A 16,669-nucleotide genomic window follows, 5' to 3' on the forward strand; every position below is an offset into this window, starting at 1 on the left:
CTCTCTTCTCTCCTGTTACTTCATATTTTCAATACAATCCATTATTTTGTTCAGCACACTCGCGTGTGATTTTGACTTGTACAGATAACAATGATTTTCCGCCTCACTCTGCGATAACGGCAGAAAAATCAGCTCATCACTGTACGGCAGGGTTTTCGGATGCTCATCAATAAAACAGAGATAATCCCCGTCAACCAGCAGATGCAGATAACTGTTCACATTGTCGATCAGATGCACATGTTCATGTTTGCTCTGCTCATCATGCTGCTGCAATAATGTTTTCAGTAACGGGCTTTCATATAACAACGGCTCACATAACCAGACACAGCAGGATAATAATGCCTGTAAATTATTGTCGCAGGCCTGAAACAGTGAGCGGCGGCAACAAATCCCGATTTGCCCCTGCGGTAAGTGGCGCAGCAGCGTAAAGCGCTCACTGATAACCTGCTCAGAGGACAGTATCAGGGTATTTCCCTCAAAATCATTTATTTCATCAATACAATCATAATGAAAACGAAATATATTAATTTGTATACCGGCTTTGAATGCCGCCCGGTACAGCGCACCAATATATTTACTCTTGCCCCAGTCATAAAATATATTCACCTTATTACATATCGTTCCGCTGATATGTTTTTTGGTAATCTCTTTTTCCTGCATATAGAGATCTTTCAGGTCATTGTACAACTCCATCCCTTCACGGGTCAGGCTCATCCCGAATTTCTCACGTTTAAATAAGCGTTTACCCAGAGAGATTTCAAAATCCTTGATAGATTTCGCAACCGGTGGCGTTGTCCTGTTCATCACTTTCGCGGCCTTGCTGAGCGAGCCGTACTCAACAACGGCCATAAAGGCTTCTAACTTCCTTGAAAAAAACATAATGTCGATTCCTGTGCTGTAGTAAATAATCAGTTAAATAATTACTTATTGATATGTAACGACTTTATTTCTGGTGTTTTTTTCTTAAACAAAGAGTTAAAATACGGCTTTCGTTAAAATTAATACAACAATAATAATACAATGTTATATTTTTATTATTCTGTTTTATTAAATTTCATTTTAAAGATTAATACATAAATACAAGAATCTTTCTTCCGATTTTTATCACACCTGTTTCATTCCGCTTTACTTAAGGAAGAATAATCATTATTAATGCTGATTATTTTGTCAATTAAAATTAAGTCATATTAATCACTGCCCGGTGTGCCGGTTTTTATTATTCTGCTGACGGGTTACTTTCTATCTGCAATCTGTTACCCTTTTGTTGTTAACTCATCAACCGGTCGGAATACTATGAAGTTTGTCTCTTTTAACATTAACGGGTTAAGAGCCCGGCCCCACCAGCTGGAAGCGATTATCGCACAGCATCAGCCAGATGTTATCGGCCTCCAGGAAACCAAAGTCCATGACGAGATGTTCCCGCTCGATGACCTGAAACACCTCGGCTACCACATTTTTTATCACGGCCAGAAATCCCATTACGGTGTCGCCCTGCTGACCAAGGCAGAGCCGCTTGCCGTGCGCAAAGGCTTCGCCGGGGACCATGAAGATGCCCAGCGCCGTCTGATTATGGCGGATATTGATACCCCTGCCGGGGTACTGACTGTGATTAACGGGTATTTCCCCCAGGGAGAGAGCCGTGACCATCCGCTGAAATTCCCGGCAAAAACCAAATTCTATCAGGATTTGCAGGATTACCTGGCCGGGCGCTCCAATCAGGATCCGATTGTTATTATGGGTGATATGAATATCAGCCCGCAGGATATTGATATCGGAATTGGTGATGCCAACCGCAAACGCTGGCTGAAGACCGGCAAGTGCTCTTTCCTGCCGGAAGAACGCGAGTGGATGGATCGCCTGCTCAGCTGGGGACTGACAGACACTTACCGCGCTATGTATCCGGATGCAGACGACCGTTTCTCGTGGTTCGATTACCGTTCACGCGGCTTTGATGACAACCGGGGACTGCGCATTGACCTGATTCTGGCAAGCAATGCGCTGGCACCGCGCTGTACCGCCACCGGCATTGATTATGAGATCCGGGGTATGGAAAAACCGTCTGACCACGCGCCAATCTGGGCTGAATTCGATTTAACCCGCTGATAAAAAACGTCCCGCAATGCGGGACATTTTATTCTTCTTCCTGTTGAAGTGCTTTTTTTCCGCCGGTCTTCCCTTTGCCCTTCGCGGCAGTTTTACCTCTGCCTTTCACACCGGCCTTTTTTGCCTGCGGCGGTGGCGGTAAATCACGGAAGGCACGAACATTCCGGTTCTGTCTGGCCTGGTTTATCAGCCCGGTCAATGTTTCAGACAACGGCACCATGAAATCCTGATAACGATACTGTTTTTCACTGATTTGGGTCAGTGTCGATTCCCAGTGCGCCGTCATATCCGGTAATGTCGCCATTTCGGGCAGAACATGGATCAGTGCGCGACCTGCCGGAGATGAATGAATATTGCGCCCTTTTTTGTACAAAAACTCGCGACGGAACAGCAGTTCGATAATCCCGGCGCGGGTCGCTTCAGTGCCTAATCCGTCAGTTTCACGCAGTACTTTTTTCAGCGCCTTATCTTTCACAAACCGGGCAATTCCGGTCATGGCTGACAGCAGCGTAGCATCGGTAAACGGTCTCGGCGGCTGCGTCTGACGCTCCACCACTTCACCGCGCTCACACAGGAGTTCATCCCCTTTGGTCAGCACCGGCAGCGGTGTGCCTTCGTTTTCCTCGTCACGCTCTTTGGCACCCAGCATGGTCCGCCAGCCCGCCTGAGAGAGGAAACGCGCCTTTGCCACAAATTTACCGTTGGCGATATCCAGCTCGATCACGCATTTGCGGTACTGCGCATCCGGCATAAACTGCATCAGATACTGACGCGCAACCAGCTCGTAGATATTGGCTTCATGCTCACTGAGCGACACGGAGACCGATTTTGCGGTCGGAATGATGGCGTGGTGCGCATCCACCTTTTTATCGTCCCAGCAGCGGTTACGCAGTGAATCATCGAGATTATCCTGCGGCAGCAGATGCGGGGTATGCACAGAAATCGCGTTAAGCACACTGTGACGCCCGGCAAAATGCTCTTCCGGCAGATGACGGCTGTCCGAACGGGGATAGGTAATCAGTTTGTGGGTTTCATACAGACGCTGACAGATATCCAGCACCGCCTGGGCGCTCAGCCCGTAGCGTTTGGCGGCCTCAATCTGTAACGCGGACAGTGAAAACGGCAGCGGCGCGATTTCATTTTCCGTTTTGTCCTGAAAATCGGTGACAAACGCCGGTTTGCCGGTGATGCGGCTGACCACATGCTCCGCCAGCGGCCGGTGCGTCAGGCGTCCTTCATCATCCTGATAATCCTGGCATGCCTCACTCGGTACCCACATCGCCGTAAAACGCTCGTCTGCCGGGGTAACAATATGTGCCCGCACTTCAAAGAAATCACGCGGTACAAAATTCTCAATTTCCTCATCACGGCGTACCACCAGTCCGAGCACCGGGGTCTGCACCCGGCCGACTGAAAGTACACCGTTATACCCGGCATTACGGCCGAGAATAGTGTAAGCGCGCGTCATATTGATGCCGTAGAGCCAGTCTGCCCGTGCCCGTGCCAGTGCCGAGACACACAGCGGGATAAAGTCGCGGTTGAGGCGCATTTTATCCACCGCACGGGTCACCGCCTGCGGGTTAAGGTCATTGACCAGACAGCGCTGCACCTGCTGACGCTTTTCCGGCGCGAGTTCCAGGAAATCCAGAACCTCATCCACCAGCAGCTGCCCTTCGCGATCGGGGTCTCCGGCGTGGATAACTTCGGTGGCGGAACTGAGCAGCGAACTGATAGTACGCAACTGTTTCGCTACCGCATCGCGGGGTCTGAGGATCCATTTCTGCGGTATAATCGGCAGATCAGCCAGGTTCCAGCGGGCATAACGCGGATCATACGCATCCGGCTCCGCCTGTTCCAGCAGGTGACCGACACACCAGGTCACGCAGTCATTCTGACCGCAGCGGATAAAGCCGTCCCCCCGCTGGTGCGGTTTGGGTAATACATCAGCAATCGCACGGGCGAGGCTCGGCTTTTCAGCAATAAACAAACGCATGCTTATGCAGTGACTTCAATCAGTTTACGGGATGAGTCCGGTTCAGTCAGTTCACCGACCGGGCTTAATGTCAGGCCGTATTTACGGGCAACCGCCTCCACGTCCTCACGCGCCGCCGGATCAACCGCCAGCAGCAGGCCGCCGGAGGTCTGCGGGTCACACAGCAGTTTACGCTGCACATCAGTCATATCGCCGATAAGGTGACCGTAGCTGTCAAAATTACGCTGTGTGCCGCCCGGGCAGCAACCCTGAGAAATATAGTCATACACTCCCGGCAGTACCGGAACAGAATCAGTGCGAATAATGGCCTGTAACCCGGAACCCTGACAAATTTCGCTCAGGTGACCGAGCAGACCGAAGCCGGTCACGTCTGTCATGGCTTTTACGCCGTCGATTTCAGAGAAGTCCGCCCCCGGTTTGTTAAGCTGACACATAGTGTCACGTGCCAGATTTTTATGTTCCGGACGCAGTTTGCTCTGTTTTTCGGCAGTCGTCAGAATACCGATACCCAGCGGTTTGGTCAGCAGCAGCTCACAGCCTGCGGTCGCGCGGTTGTTTTGTTTGATTTTATCTGTCGGGACGATACCGGTGACCGCCAGACCGAAAATCGGCTCAGGGGCATCAATGGAGTGACCGCCCGCCAGTGAAATACCGGCATCACGGCAGACCGCACGCCCGCCCTCAATCACCTGCTGTGCAATTTCCGGTGCCAGTTTGTCTACCGGCCAGCCGAGGATCGCAATCGCCATAATCGGCCTGCCGCCCATGGCATAAATATCACTGATGGCATTGGTGGCCGCGATACGGCCAAAATCGTACGGGTCATCCACAATCGGCATAAAGAAATCGGTGGTGCTGATGATGCCGGTACCGTTGCCGATATCATACACCGCCGCATCATCACGGGATTCATTGCCGACCAGCAGATTAGGATCGATGAATTTTGCCTGTTCACTGTGCAGGATGGTGTCGAGCACTTTCGGGGAAATTTTACAGCCGCAACCCGCGCCGTGACTGTATTGCGTTAAACGCACCGCTTCTGACATGATAGTCTCCTTGTTAACGTCAGTCTGCTCAGAAATACGTGACAAACGGTGTCAGATCCGGTGCCGCCACGTGGGCGGGCGCTTTCAGTGCCGGAGTGCCGAGATACAGAAAACCGACAATTTTATCATGCTCCTCACATCCCAGGCCTTCCCGTACCACCGGATCTTTTGTCCACGAACCGGTGCGCCAGATCCCGCCGAAGCCCTGAGCCACAGCAGCCATCTGCATCGCATGGACCGAACAGCCTGCCGCCGCGATCTGTTCCCATTCAGGAACTTTGTGTTCCGGCTTCACTTTCGCGATAACCGTGATAATCAGCGGTGCGCGTAATGGCGCATTGCGGGCTTTCTCTTCCGCTTCCGGCCCGAGATCGGCTGTTTTTGCCGCTTTTTCGAGCAACTGACTGAATTTAGTGATGCCGTCATCACGCATCACGATAAAATGCCAGGGCTGTAACGCGCCATGATCCGGCGCACGCATCCCAGCATTAAGAATATTTTTTAATGCTTCGCCTTCCGGTGCAGGTGTGGTCAGACGAGACGCAGAACGCCGGTTGAGTAATAATGTCAGTGCATCCATCGGTTTTCCCCTTTTTGCAGTTGCTGATAAGCTACCACTTTTTTTACTGTTTTTAAGGATAGATTGCTTAACTGCCGATATTTTCGGCAATGCGTTGTTTTCCGGCTGACAAATCCGGATATCCTCTTTACGATAGCAGGACATCTTTGTTTTTGGAGCCGTCATGCATACTTTATGGACTATCGTTGCCGGAATATTTAAATGGAGCTGGCGTATACTGAATTTTGTGCGTCAGCTTGTCGCCAATGTCCTTTTTATCATCATACTGCTGTTAGTTGCCGGGACCTATGTCCTGCTGAGTGAGCAGGATGTTCAGACCAGCCGTAACCCCGGGGCATTATATGTAAATCTCTCCGGTGTTGTCGTCGATCAGCTGAGCCGTAACAGTCCGCTGGAAAGTCTTTCTCTTCAGCTGCTCGGGGCGTCTTCCGGTCAGTTACAGGAAAACTCGCTGTTTGATGTGGTTGAAACTATCCGCACCGCCGCCACTGACCCTGACATTACCGGCATGATCCTGAAGCTGGATGATTTCATCGGTGCTGATCAGCCGTCACTTCAGTATATCGGCAAAGCCATCACCGAATTCCGCAAACAAGGAAAACGGGTTTATGCCGTCAGCGGCAACTACAACCAGGCGCAGTATTACCTGGCATCCTATGCAGACAAAATATACATGCCGCCACAGGGTGGTGTCGGTATCTACGGCTTCGCTACCAATACGCTGTATTATAACGAATTGCTGGAAATGCTGAAGGTAAAAACGCATATCTTCCGTGTCGGCACCTATAAATCAGCCGTTGAGCCGATGATGCGCAATGATATGTCACCGGAAGCCCGTGAATCCACACAGCGTTTTATCAGTGTGCTGTGGGATAATTATCTCACCACGCTCGCGCAAAACCGTAAAACCGGCAAAACCACCATTTTCCCCGGCGCACAGCAGATGCTGGCACTGATGAAATCCGCAAATGGTGATAATGCGGCGTATGCTGTCACGCAGAAACTGGTCGATGAAATTATGCCGGCCAGCGTGTTTGAGTCTGAAATGTCCAAAACATTCGGCTGGGATCAGAAGAAAAACACCATTAATGCGATTCCGTTTGCTGAGTATGCCAAAAATATGGACATCGGTGTGCCGAAGGGCAAAACCACCGGTAACATCGCGGTCGTTGTGGTTCAGGGCGCTATCGTTGACGGGCCGGATGCACCGGGAATGGCCGGTGGTGATACCGTTGCCGCACAAATCCGCGAAGCCCGTCTGGATCCGCAAGTGAAAGCCCTGGTGCTGCGGGTAAACAGCCCGGGCGGCAGCGTAACGGCATCAGATCAGATCCGTGCGGAAATTGCAGCACTGAAACAGAGCGGTAAAGCCGTGGTGGTTTCCATGGGCGGTATGGCGGCTTCCGGCGGTTACTGGATCTCAACACCGGCGAACTACATTATTGCCTCCCCGAGCACCATCACCGGCTCCATCGGTATTTTCGGTGTGGTCACCACCTTTGAAGACACCCTGGGTGAAATCGGTGTACATACTGACGGTGTATCCACGTCTCCGCTGGCTGACGCCACAGTGACCAAGGCACTGACACCGGAATTTTCAGAACTGATGCAGCTTTATATCGAAAACGGGTACCGTAATTTTATTAACCTCGTTGCCAAATCCCGCCACAAAACACCGGAAGAAGTGGATAAAATTGCCCAGGGCCGTGTCTGGGTCGGTATTGACGCCAAAGCGAATGGTCTGGTCGATAAACTCGGCGACTTTGATGATGCGGTTGCCAAAGCAGCAGAACTGGCCTCTGTGGAACAGCCGGTACTGAACTGGATGCAGCCGGAAATGTCGTTCATTGACAGACTGCTCGCGGAAACAGCCGGAAATGTGAAGGTGACACTGCCTTCATCATTGCAGGGGCTGATCCCGGCACCGGTCGGCGCACAGCTGACACAACAGGCATCCTTTATGAAAATGCTGACGGATCCGCAGTACCGTTATGCATTCTGCTTAAATTGCACCAATATTCAGTAAGTTTTATTCTTTATCCGCAAAAGCCTGTTCGTGACGAACAGGCTTTTTTTTATTTCTGAAGCCCCTATAATTTCCTTCCCTGTACTCATTGTTAAGAGCAGTAACATGCAAAAGAAATCCATTTATGTGGTCTATACCGGCGGGACTATCGGTATGCAGCATTCGGCACAGGGCTATATCCCTGTTTCCGGCCATCTTCAGCGCCAGGTTGCCAAAATGCCGGAGTTCTTCCGTCCGGAGATGCCGGATTTCACCATCACCGAGCATCAGCCGCTGATTGATTCATCTGATATGACGCCGGATGACTGGCAGTGTATCGCGGATGATATCAGCGCCCAGTATGACCACTATGATGGTTTCGTGATCCTGCACGGTACGGATACCATGGCATTCACCGCATCGGCACTCTCCTTTATGTTTGAGAACCTGACCAAGCCGGTAATTGTGACAGGGTCACAAATCCCGCTTGAAGCACTGCGATCCGATGGTCAGATCAACCTGCTGAATGCCCTGTACCTGGCGGCGAATTATCCGGTCAATGAAGTGGGATTGTTCTTCAATAACCGTTTATACCGGGGCAACCGCACCGTTAAAGCCCATGCTGACGGCTTTGCGGCCTTTACCTCCCCGAATTACCCGCCACTGATGGAAGCGGGGATTAATATCCGCAATCTCAATACGCACCCGCTGCCGCAGAGCACTGCACCTTTCACGCTGCATAACATCACCCCGCAGCCCATCGGGGTGGTAACGGTATATCCGGGCCTGTCGGTGGATGTAGTGAACAACATTCTGCAGCAGCCGGTCAAAGCGCTGATTATCCGCTCTTACGGCGTGGGTAATGCCCCGCAGCACCCGAAACTGCTCACCGCCCTGCGGGAAGCCACAGAGCGCGGTATCATTGTGATCAACCTGACGCAATGTATTTCAGGGCGCGTCAATATGGGCGGTTATGCCACCGGTCATGCGCTGGCGGAAGCCGGGGTGATCAGCGGCTTTGATATGACCTTCGAGGCGGCACTGACCAAGCTGCATTATCTGCTCAGCCAGGATTACACCAGCGATGAGATCCGCATTCTGATGCAGCAGGATCTGCGCGGAGAACTGAGCTATAACGACAACTGAGGAGTCTGCAATGAAACCGGCACTGCTTCTGGTGGATATCCAGAATGATTTTTGTCAGGGCGGCAGCCTGGCTGTCCGCGACAGTGATGCGGTGATCCGCACAGCAAACCGGATGATAGCCTGTTGTCAGCAACAGAATATTCCGGTGATCGCCAGTCAGGACTGGCATCCTGCGGCGCATCTGAGCTTTGCGGTTAATTCAGGGACAGTGATTGGTGAATGCGGTGAGCTGAACGGACTGCCGCAGATCTGGTGGCCGGTGCATTGTGTACAAAACACACCGGGAGCGGATTTTCACCCGGAGCTCAACAAACAGGCCATCACCCATATCATTTATAAGGGTGAAAATCCGGAAGTGGACAGTTACAGCGCATTTTATGATAACGACCGCCGGGAGCCGACCGCCCTGCTGCCACTGCTGACAAAACGGCAGATCACGCATCTCGCGGTTCTTGGGATCGCCACCGACTACTGTGTGAAATTTACGGTGCTGGATGCCCTGGCGGAAGGTTTTGCCGTCACTGTGATCACAGACGGCTGCCGGGGCGTTAATTTACAGCCGGATGACAGCCTCACTGCCTTTGCAGAAATGGAAAACGCCGGGGCGGTATTGCAGACTGCCGCTCAGTTCTGCGGCGAAAACGAATAGCAAAAATCACAACGGGACAGTCAATACTATCCCGTTTTATATTCAGTCCTGCGGTCTCAGTGTCGCCAGGTGAGTGTCGGTAAACAGCGCTTTCAGTTCCTGCTTACTTTTCAGACTGATTTCCCCGTCAGTCCCCACTGTCATATGTGCCGGATCCGCATTATGGCGGGACTGCCATAACATCACCAGCTGCAGACTGCTGCTTTTCTGGGATTCCGTCAGCGGTACACCATCGGCCCATTTACCCAGTTCGACGGCGGTCACCAGACGCCCGTAGACTTCCGGCGTCATGGCGGACAATAAATCATCAATTTCCATACAGTTCCTTCCCCGAAAGCCTCTGATTTCACGTTTTGATCACATCAGAAGCTGAATCGTTTTTTCTGTCGTTATACAAATGTTAAATTTCAATATAACCAAACTAACCGCTTGTTATTGCTTTTGTTTTTTCATCTTCAAAACTCAGTGATGCTGAGTTAATGCAATAACGCTGCCCTGTCGGCGCTGGCCCGTCAGGAAAAACATGCCCCAGATGCGCGTCACAATAGCCGCAACGGGTCTCAATACGATGCATGCCATGAGAGGTATCGTCAATATACCGGATCGCACTTTTGCTGACCGGTTCATAAAAACTCGGCCATCCGCAGCCGGCATCAAATTTGGTATCCGAATAAAAAAGCGGAGAACCACAGCAAATACAACGATATAGCCCCTGTTTCTCATTATAGAGCAGGCGGCCGGTAAACGGGTGCTCAGTTCCCGCTTCCTGTGTGACATAGTGCTGAATCTCTGTCAGCTCAGCAGGTGTATCCCGCTTTTTATCAGTCCCGGACATAGCTGAATCCTTATCATTATTGTGCAGGGTCAGTCAGACTACAGAACAACAAAAAATTAACATCAAATGACCGGATGTTATTCTAAACTTGTCATGTCAGCATTGACACTACTTATTTGTGACATGTTTCACATTTATGCCCCATACACGCTGTCTTTATTCCGGTAAGTCCCGATAATAGCGGCGACAAATTTACTGAAAGTGGCGATTTGTTGAGCAGATTAAATGTTAAATGACATTAATTGACACGATTCCGCTTGACGGCTGGCAAGGTTTTGGTAACTTTAGTAGCAACTTTAATTCACTAACAAATAGCTGGTGGTAATACTATGACTATCAAAGTAGGTATTAATGGTTTTGGTCGTATCGGCCGTATCGTATTCCGTGCTGCACAAGAGCGTTCAGATATCGAAATCGTTGCAATCAACGACCTGCTCGATGCGGATTACATGGCATACATGCTGAAGTACGACTCAACTCACGGCCGTTTTAACGGTACCGTTGAAGTGAAAGATGGCCATCTGGTTGTTAATGGTAAAACTATCCGCGTTACCGCCGAGCGTGACCCTGCAAACCTGAAGTGGAACGAAGCCGGTGTTGATGTTGTTGCTGAAGCAACCGGTCTGTTCCTGACTGACGAAACTGCACGTAAACACATCCAGGCAGGCGCGAAGAAAGTTGTTCTGACCGGTCCTTCCAAAGATGCGACCCCGATGTTTGTTATGGGTGTTAACCACAAAGATTACGCGGGCCAGGAAATCGTTTCTAACGCATCCTGTACCACTAACTGCCTGGCACCACTGGCAAAAGTCATCAACGACAAATTCGGTATCGTTGAAGGTCTGATGACCACTGTTCACGCCACCACTGCCACCCAGAAAACGGTTGACGGTCCTTCACACAAAGACTGGCGCGGCGGCCGCGGTGCATCCCAGAACATCATCCCGTCTTCTACCGGCGCAGCAAAAGCAGTGGGCAAAGTTATCCCTGCACTGAACGGTAAACTGACCGGTATGTCTTTCCGTGTTCCTACTCCTAACGTCTCTGTTGTTGACCTGACTGTCCGTCTGGAAAAAGCAGCCACTTACGCTGAAATCTGCGAAGCTGTCAAAGCAGCAGCAGCCGGTGAACTGAAAGGCGTGATGGGCTACACCGAAGATGACGTGGTTTCCACTGACTTCAACGGCGAAGTACTGACTTCTGTGTTCGATGCCAAAGCCGGTATCGCACTGAACGACAACTTTGTGAAACTGGTTTCCTGGTATGACAACGAAACCGGTTATTCTCATAAAGTTCTGGATCTGATTGCACACATCTCCAAATAAGTCTGCACTCCGTTATCCTCACAAAGAGCCGCTTTTGCGGCTCTTTTGTTTTGTGGTAAACAGTCGTAAAGTAGAGAGAGAATGTCCTGTTTTTATTAAAAAAGGGTAAATTATGATTGACCGCCTTCTTACGTTACCGGTTACCAGTCCGATCACCCCTTCGCTGTCTCAGCGTCAGATGGGGGATTTACCGGTTATTGTGATCGACCATCCGAAAGTCCGTGCTGCGGTCAGTTTTCAGGGAGCACAGGTACTGGCATGGCAACCTGCCGGTTCAGAACAGCCGGGATTGTGGCTCAGTGAAAACAGTGCATTTACCCCGGGTGTAGCCATCCGCGGCGGGATCCCGATCTGCTGGCCGTGGTTCGGCCCGGTACAGGCGCCTTCTCACGGTTTTGCCCGTATTATGCAGTGGGAATTCACCGCCCATAATGAAAATGAAGAGGGTGTATTTCTCACATTCACGTTGCGTGACAGTGCGGAAACCCGCAAATTGTGGCCGCACGAATTCACACTGATTGCCCGCATCCGTCTGGGAGAAACCTGTGAGGTTGAGCTGGAAGCTTACGGGCAGTATCAGGCAACCGCTGCGCTGCATACCTATTTTACTGTCGGTGATATAGCACAGGTCAGTATCAGCGGCCTGGGTCAGCATCTGCTGGACAATCTGTCACAGCGTGAAGAATATACGGAAGAGACAAAGCTGGTGTTCAATGGCCGTACTGATCGCATCTATACTGAACCGGAACAAGCCACCTATATTCACGATAAGAAATTAAAACGCCATATTGAAGTGGTGCATTTTCATCACAGTGATGTGGTCTGCTGGAACCCGGGAGCGGCATTATCCGCATCAATGGCCGATATGCCCGATGATGGCTATAAAACCATGGTGTGTGCCGAAAGCGCGCGTATAAACCGCCCTATGGCACCACAGGGCGATAAACCGTCCCATCTCTCTGTCCGTATCCGTCTGAACCCGAAAATCGGCTGACAGACTGCTCAGACGCTTATGAGGCCGGTAAGGAATTACCGGCTTTCAGATACCGTTGTCAGCAGCGGTGAATCAAACATGGCCACCGGCGAAATCACCGTTTCATTCAGCGGGATGTTCTTTCCGTATCGCTCCTTCATTTTCGCCTGAACTTCCGGTGAGGATAAATCAAACTCCCGCAACGTCTGTAACTGCCCGACTTCTGTATTCAGGGCATTTTTATAAATTTTCCAGACCAGTTCAGAACAATATATCCGCTCATCATCCCATGAAAATGTCAGATCATAAGGCCGGGATTGATACCGCATCGCCTCACGGTATAACGCCTGCTGCTGTGAGGTACTCAGCGGCTTTTTCAGGCGTTTCACTACGTAATGATTACCGGTGCCGCGTGCAATCCACTGTTTCAGTGGTGTAAAGCGGACGGTTTTTGCCGCCTCGTATACATACGGCTTATCGTCACGCAGCAGAATAATCCCCATATGGCTGTAAACCGACCCGGTCGCTTTTTGAATGGCGAGGCTCTGAGAGGAGCGCGAGGTATGGAAAATAATATCGCCCTGCTGCGGCTGCCACGCGTACACCGCGGAGGCAAAGAAACAGAGCAACAGCAGACAATGACGCAACACACTGATCACAGAAGACCTCCGGCATGGTTAACAGCCATAAAAAAACTGCACCGGACACAGGTCAGGTGCAGTTCTGTTATCCCTCTGAATGATCAGAAAGTATAAGTCACACCCGTCCACAGGATGGACGTGTATTTTTTATCCACCATCGGACTGTCTTTGGCCTCAGACGGTAACAGGTCGATACGGCCCATGGCGAAGGCGGACCAGTTTTCATCAAACTGATAGTGCCCGGTCAGCTCGACATACGGTGTCCAGCTGCTGCCCGGACGGTATTCATCCAGACCGCTGCGGCGGGATTCCGCATCAGTGATCCCGTATTCATAACGGTTTTGTTTTTCGCTGGACCAGATCACACCCACACCCGGCTGGACAGACCATTTGTCGCCCTCAAATCCGTAAAGGTAAGCGGCATCAAAACGCATACCGTCACTTTTACCCAGAATATCGCCGGAGAAGTTGGTACGCAGTGTTCCCCACGCTTCATGGTGACGGTAGCTAAGCCCGGCCATGGCGGTATCACGGCGGTTATCGAGTTTACGCATACGGGAATCTTTATTATCTTTGGCACGGTATGCCTGCGGATAGTAGAACAGGTCAACGGACAGCTGATCTTTTTTATCATTCCACAGATAATAACCGGTCGCTAAGGTATGAAAATAAAAGTTCTTACCATCATAGTTAACCATCGGAACCGGCATAAACTTATCAGACGTTTTTGTGCCGCGGTATGCCTGATCCTGATAGAGTACGGATGCACCGACAGACCATTTTCCGTCATCGGCAAACGCAGAGGCTGACATGACAGTTAACATACTGAGGCTGAGCAGGCCGGTTAATTTCTTATGCATTATCATTTCCTGAGTTAAATTCATGTACAAATTACCGCAATCAACGTTTGCGGATCGCATATATTACGGTGAATGATAATTCAGCAATGATAAAAATTACAAATATTTACTGTGCTAAATCGTGCCGCCGGTTTTCGTTAAGTAATGTCACTGCCGCGATAAGCGCCTGTCCTGCAGCAATTCCGCCATCACCGCACGGCAGCTGACGCGGTTCCAACACCTGCCGGTGGCTTAATTTGTCCTTAATGAAACGGCGCAGCAGCCTGTTATTAAATACCCCGCCGGAAAGCACAATCGTATCCGTATTTATCCGTACAGCGGTTTTATCCGCCATTCCTGCCACCGTATTTGCCAGCAGCACATGAAAACGGAATGCTCTTTCCGGTATTGTCAGTGTATCATCCGCCAGCATCTGCCAGAGCGGGCATAAATCAATGGTATTATCCGCCGTCAGCGGCAGTGTGTCACCGGTGATAAGTTCATTCTGATTGTGACACTGTAACGCGCAGTTTTCCAGCGCACAGGCTGCTTCCCCTTCCCAGCTTATCTGGTCAGCGGTTAATCCCAGCGCACAGGCCACCGCATCAAACAAACGCCCGCAGGATGACGCTTTCGGGGCATTGATGCCCTGATCAATGGCTTTAATCAGCAATGATACATTCTTCCCGGCAAGCCGTGCTGCCAGTGGCGAAGACGGCCACAAACCGGCATGATGCAGATGTGCCAGCAGGTTACGCCACGGCTGAACAGCCGCTTTATCACCACCGGGCAGACTCACCGCCGGTAACCCGCCGGTGCGGGTCATCTGCCGGTAATCACCCGCCAGGATTTCACCGCCCCATAATGTGTTATCCGCGCCGTACCCGAGGCCGTCGAGCGCTATCCCCACCACTTCGCCATCTTCCTGACGCCAGCCGTGTTCTGCCAGACAGGCTGCAATATGAGCATGATGATGGTAAACCGGAATAAACGGCACCTCATGTGCCTGCGCCAGTGCCATACCTGTTTGATGGCTGATATAGCCCGGATGCGCATCCCCGGCGACAACCTGCGGTTTCATCTGATAAATCTGTTCAAACAGTTTCAGCGAGGCCTCAAGCTGCCCCTGCACGGAGAGATCGGCCAAATCCCCGAGATGCGGCCCGGTAATCAGCTGCTGATGATGCAGCAGACAGAAGGTGTTTTTCAGATCACCGCCCAGCGCCAGAACCGCAGGCGGATTTTTGCCGAGCACCGCACTGACATCAATGGCATCCGGCACATAACCGCGCGCGCGCCGCAACACCTGAACATCACCGGACTGATAACGGACAAGAGAATCATCCGCCCGCTGAATAATTTCGCGGTTATGCATAAGAAAAGCATCGGCAATGGTACTAAGCTGCTCAAATGCCGCTGCATGATCCAACGCCGGGGTATGACCCGATGCATTCCCGGAGGTCATAATCAGCGGGCGCTGAATATCATGCAGTAACAGGTGCTGTAACGGGTTAGACGGCAGCATAATACCGGTTTCACACAATCCCGGTGCGACCAACGGCGATAAAGCAGCAATCATCCCCGGTTCATCTGTCAGCACAATCGGTGCAGCCGGACTTTTCAGCAGTGTTATCAGGCCGGGATCCGGCGCCTGTCCGGTGCATTCCGCCAGCCAGTCAACGGACGGTATCATCACCGCAAATGGCTTGGCAGGCCGGCGTTTACGGGCTCTCAGCAGAGCCACAGCGTCACTGTTTTGTGCATCCGCCACCAGATGAAAACCCCCCAGTCCCTGCATTGCCAAAATTTTTCCGTCTTTCAGTAAGCGGACTGCGGCTGACAGAGCATCATCAAAACGGGCGGTAATCTGCTGCTGCGGATCCGTCAGCCAGATATGCGGCCCGCAATCCGGACAGGCATTAGGTTGCGCGTGAAAGCGGCGATCTGCCGGGTCGCGGTATTCATGCTGACACACCGGACAAAACGGAAACACCGACATCGCGGTGTTCGGGCGATCATACGGCATTCCTCTGATAATAGTGAAACGGGGTCCGCAGTGTGTGCAGTTAATAAAAGGATAACGGTAACGGCGGTTGCCGGGGTCAAACAACTCACTCAGACAAACATCACAGGTTGCTGCATCCGGGATGATCTCAGTATCCATTTTCCCCTGTCCGCTGGCGGTGATGGTAAAGGCCGCCGGACACTGTTCAAAGGTATAATGCTGCTGCCCGATATGGTCGATTCTAGCCAGCGGCGGGCACTGCGCCTGTAACCGCCTGATAAAACCGGCGATATCCGCCTCTGCCGGCAGGTGGATCAGTACCCCTTCACTGTCATTGCTGACATCCCCGCACAATCCCATCTGATGGGCTATCTGCCAGACAGCCGGACGAAACCCGACTCCCTGAACTTTTCCTTTCACCCGGATTTCCACACCCGCCTGCATACCGCACTCCTGCCTGATTTCAACTGCCACAGTTTACTGCGCGCAGAGTAGCCGGGTATTTATCAGGATCATAAAAACAGCCGGA

At 51.4% G+C, this 16,669-nt stretch carries 15 protein-coding genes; 6 read left to right on the forward strand and 9 right to left on the reverse strand.

Features of this window, described 5'->3' with window-relative positions; genetic code table 11:
- Nucleotides 1-15: 15 nt before the first annotated feature.
- On the reverse strand, nt 16-879 hold the full coding sequence (locus ACF8OF_RS14620; protein WP_262859432.1) for a LysR family transcriptional regulator: 864 nt from the start codon (nt 877-879) through the stop codon (nt 16-18).
- A 414-nt stretch (nt 880-1,293) separates the two neighbouring features.
- On the opposite strand from ACF8OF_RS14620, the gene xthA reads away from it, so the two are divergent.
- Entirely contained in the window at nt 1,294-2,103 is an 810-nt protein-coding gene (gene xthA, locus ACF8OF_RS14625) for an exodeoxyribonuclease III (protein ID WP_392497037.1), read from the forward strand.
- A 28-nt stretch (nt 2,104-2,131) separates the two neighbouring features.
- Here xthA and ACF8OF_RS14630 read toward each other — a convergent pair whose 3' ends face one another.
- Genes ACF8OF_RS14630 through ACF8OF_RS14640 form a run of 3 tightly spaced genes read right to left on the reverse strand, consistent with a single transcriptional unit; the run spans nt 2,132 to nt 5,722 of the window.
- Nucleotides 2,132-4,096 (reverse strand): DNA topoisomerase III, encoded by a 1,965-nt coding sequence (locus tag ACF8OF_RS14630; protein WP_392497038.1) that lies wholly within the window; start codon nt 4,094-4,096, stop codon nt 2,132-2,134.
- 2 nt (nt 4,097-4,098) lie between these two features.
- On the reverse strand, nt 4,099-5,142 hold the full coding sequence (selD, locus tag ACF8OF_RS14635; protein ID WP_392497039.1) for a selenide, water dikinase SelD: 1,044 nt from the start codon (nt 5,140-5,142) through the stop codon (nt 4,099-4,101).
- Between the two features lie 28 nt (nt 5,143-5,170).
- Nucleotides 5,171-5,722: an NAD(P)H nitroreductase gene (locus ACF8OF_RS14640; protein ID WP_262882783.1), complete on the reverse strand. Its 552-nt coding sequence runs from the start codon at nt 5,720-5,722 to the stop codon at nt 5,171-5,173.
- Between the two features lie 163 nt (nt 5,723-5,885).
- Between ACF8OF_RS14640 and sppA the strand changes: the two genes are divergently transcribed.
- The 3 genes from sppA to pncA all read left to right on the forward strand — a co-directional run bounded on the left by sppA (nt 5,886) and on the right by pncA (nt 9,522).
- Nucleotides 5,886-7,748, forward strand: a complete 1,863-nt coding sequence (gene sppA, locus ACF8OF_RS14645; RefSeq protein ID WP_262882784.1) for a signal peptide peptidase SppA — start codon at nt 5,886-5,888, stop codon at nt 7,746-7,748.
- Nucleotides 7,749-7,853: 105 nt separating this feature from the next.
- Nucleotides 7,854-8,873 (forward strand): asparaginase, encoded by a 1,020-nt coding sequence (gene ansA / locus ACF8OF_RS14650; RefSeq protein WP_262861984.1) that lies wholly within the window; start codon nt 7,854-7,856, stop codon nt 8,871-8,873.
- Nucleotides 8,874-8,883: 10 nt separating this feature from the next.
- Entirely contained in the window at nt 8,884-9,522 is a 639-nt protein-coding gene (gene pncA / locus ACF8OF_RS14655) for a bifunctional nicotinamidase/pyrazinamidase (protein ID WP_392497040.1), read from the forward strand.
- 42 nt (nt 9,523-9,564) lie between these two features.
- Here the strand turns inward: pncA and ACF8OF_RS14660 are convergent, their stop codons facing one another.
- On the reverse strand, nt 9,565-9,840 hold the full coding sequence (locus ACF8OF_RS14660; protein ID WP_025153070.1) for a YeaC family protein: 276 nt from the start codon (nt 9,838-9,840) through the stop codon (nt 9,565-9,567).
- A gap of 103 nt (nt 9,841-9,943) precedes the next feature.
- On the reverse strand, nt 9,944-10,357 hold the full coding sequence (gene msrB, locus ACF8OF_RS14665) for a peptide-methionine (R)-S-oxide reductase MsrB (protein WP_392497041.1): 414 nt from the start codon (nt 10,355-10,357) through the stop codon (nt 9,944-9,946).
- A 329-nt stretch (nt 10,358-10,686) separates the two neighbouring features.
- Between msrB and gapA the strand changes: the two genes are divergently transcribed.
- Both gapA and ACF8OF_RS14675 read left to right on the forward strand, forming a co-directional pair.
- Nucleotides 10,687-11,682: a glyceraldehyde-3-phosphate dehydrogenase gene (gapA, locus tag ACF8OF_RS14670; RefSeq protein WP_392497042.1), complete on the forward strand. Its 996-nt coding sequence runs from the start codon at nt 10,687-10,689 to the stop codon at nt 11,680-11,682.
- A gap of 112 nt (nt 11,683-11,794) precedes the next feature.
- The gene (locus tag ACF8OF_RS14675) at nt 11,795-12,676 is read left to right on the forward strand and encodes a D-hexose-6-phosphate mutarotase (protein WP_392497043.1); all 882 of its coding nucleotides are present in this window, start codon (nt 11,795-11,797) and stop codon (nt 12,674-12,676) included.
- 35 nt (nt 12,677-12,711) lie between these two features.
- Here ACF8OF_RS14675 and ACF8OF_RS14680 read toward each other — a convergent pair whose 3' ends face one another.
- The 3 genes from ACF8OF_RS14680 to hypF all read right to left on the reverse strand — a co-directional run bounded on the left by ACF8OF_RS14680 (nt 12,712) and on the right by hypF (nt 16,584).
- Nucleotides 12,712-13,302 (reverse strand): YiiX family permuted papain-like enzyme, encoded by a 591-nt coding sequence (locus tag ACF8OF_RS14680; protein ID WP_392497354.1) that lies wholly within the window; start codon nt 13,300-13,302, stop codon nt 12,712-12,714.
- A gap of 95 nt (nt 13,303-13,397) precedes the next feature.
- Nucleotides 13,398-14,156 (reverse strand): MipA/OmpV family protein, encoded by a 759-nt coding sequence (locus ACF8OF_RS14685; RefSeq protein WP_262859442.1) that lies wholly within the window; start codon nt 14,154-14,156, stop codon nt 13,398-13,400.
- A gap of 106 nt (nt 14,157-14,262) precedes the next feature.
- On the reverse strand, nt 14,263-16,584 hold the full coding sequence (gene hypF, locus ACF8OF_RS14690; RefSeq protein ID WP_392497355.1) for a carbamoyltransferase HypF: 2,322 nt from the start codon (nt 16,582-16,584) through the stop codon (nt 14,263-14,265).
- Nucleotides 16,585-16,669 lie beyond the last annotated feature (85 nt).

This window comes from Morganella sp. TYF_1, from assembly GCF_043105645.1.
GTDB classification, from domain to species: Bacteria; Pseudomonadota; Gammaproteobacteria; order Enterobacterales; family Enterobacteriaceae; genus Morganella; species Morganella morganii_B.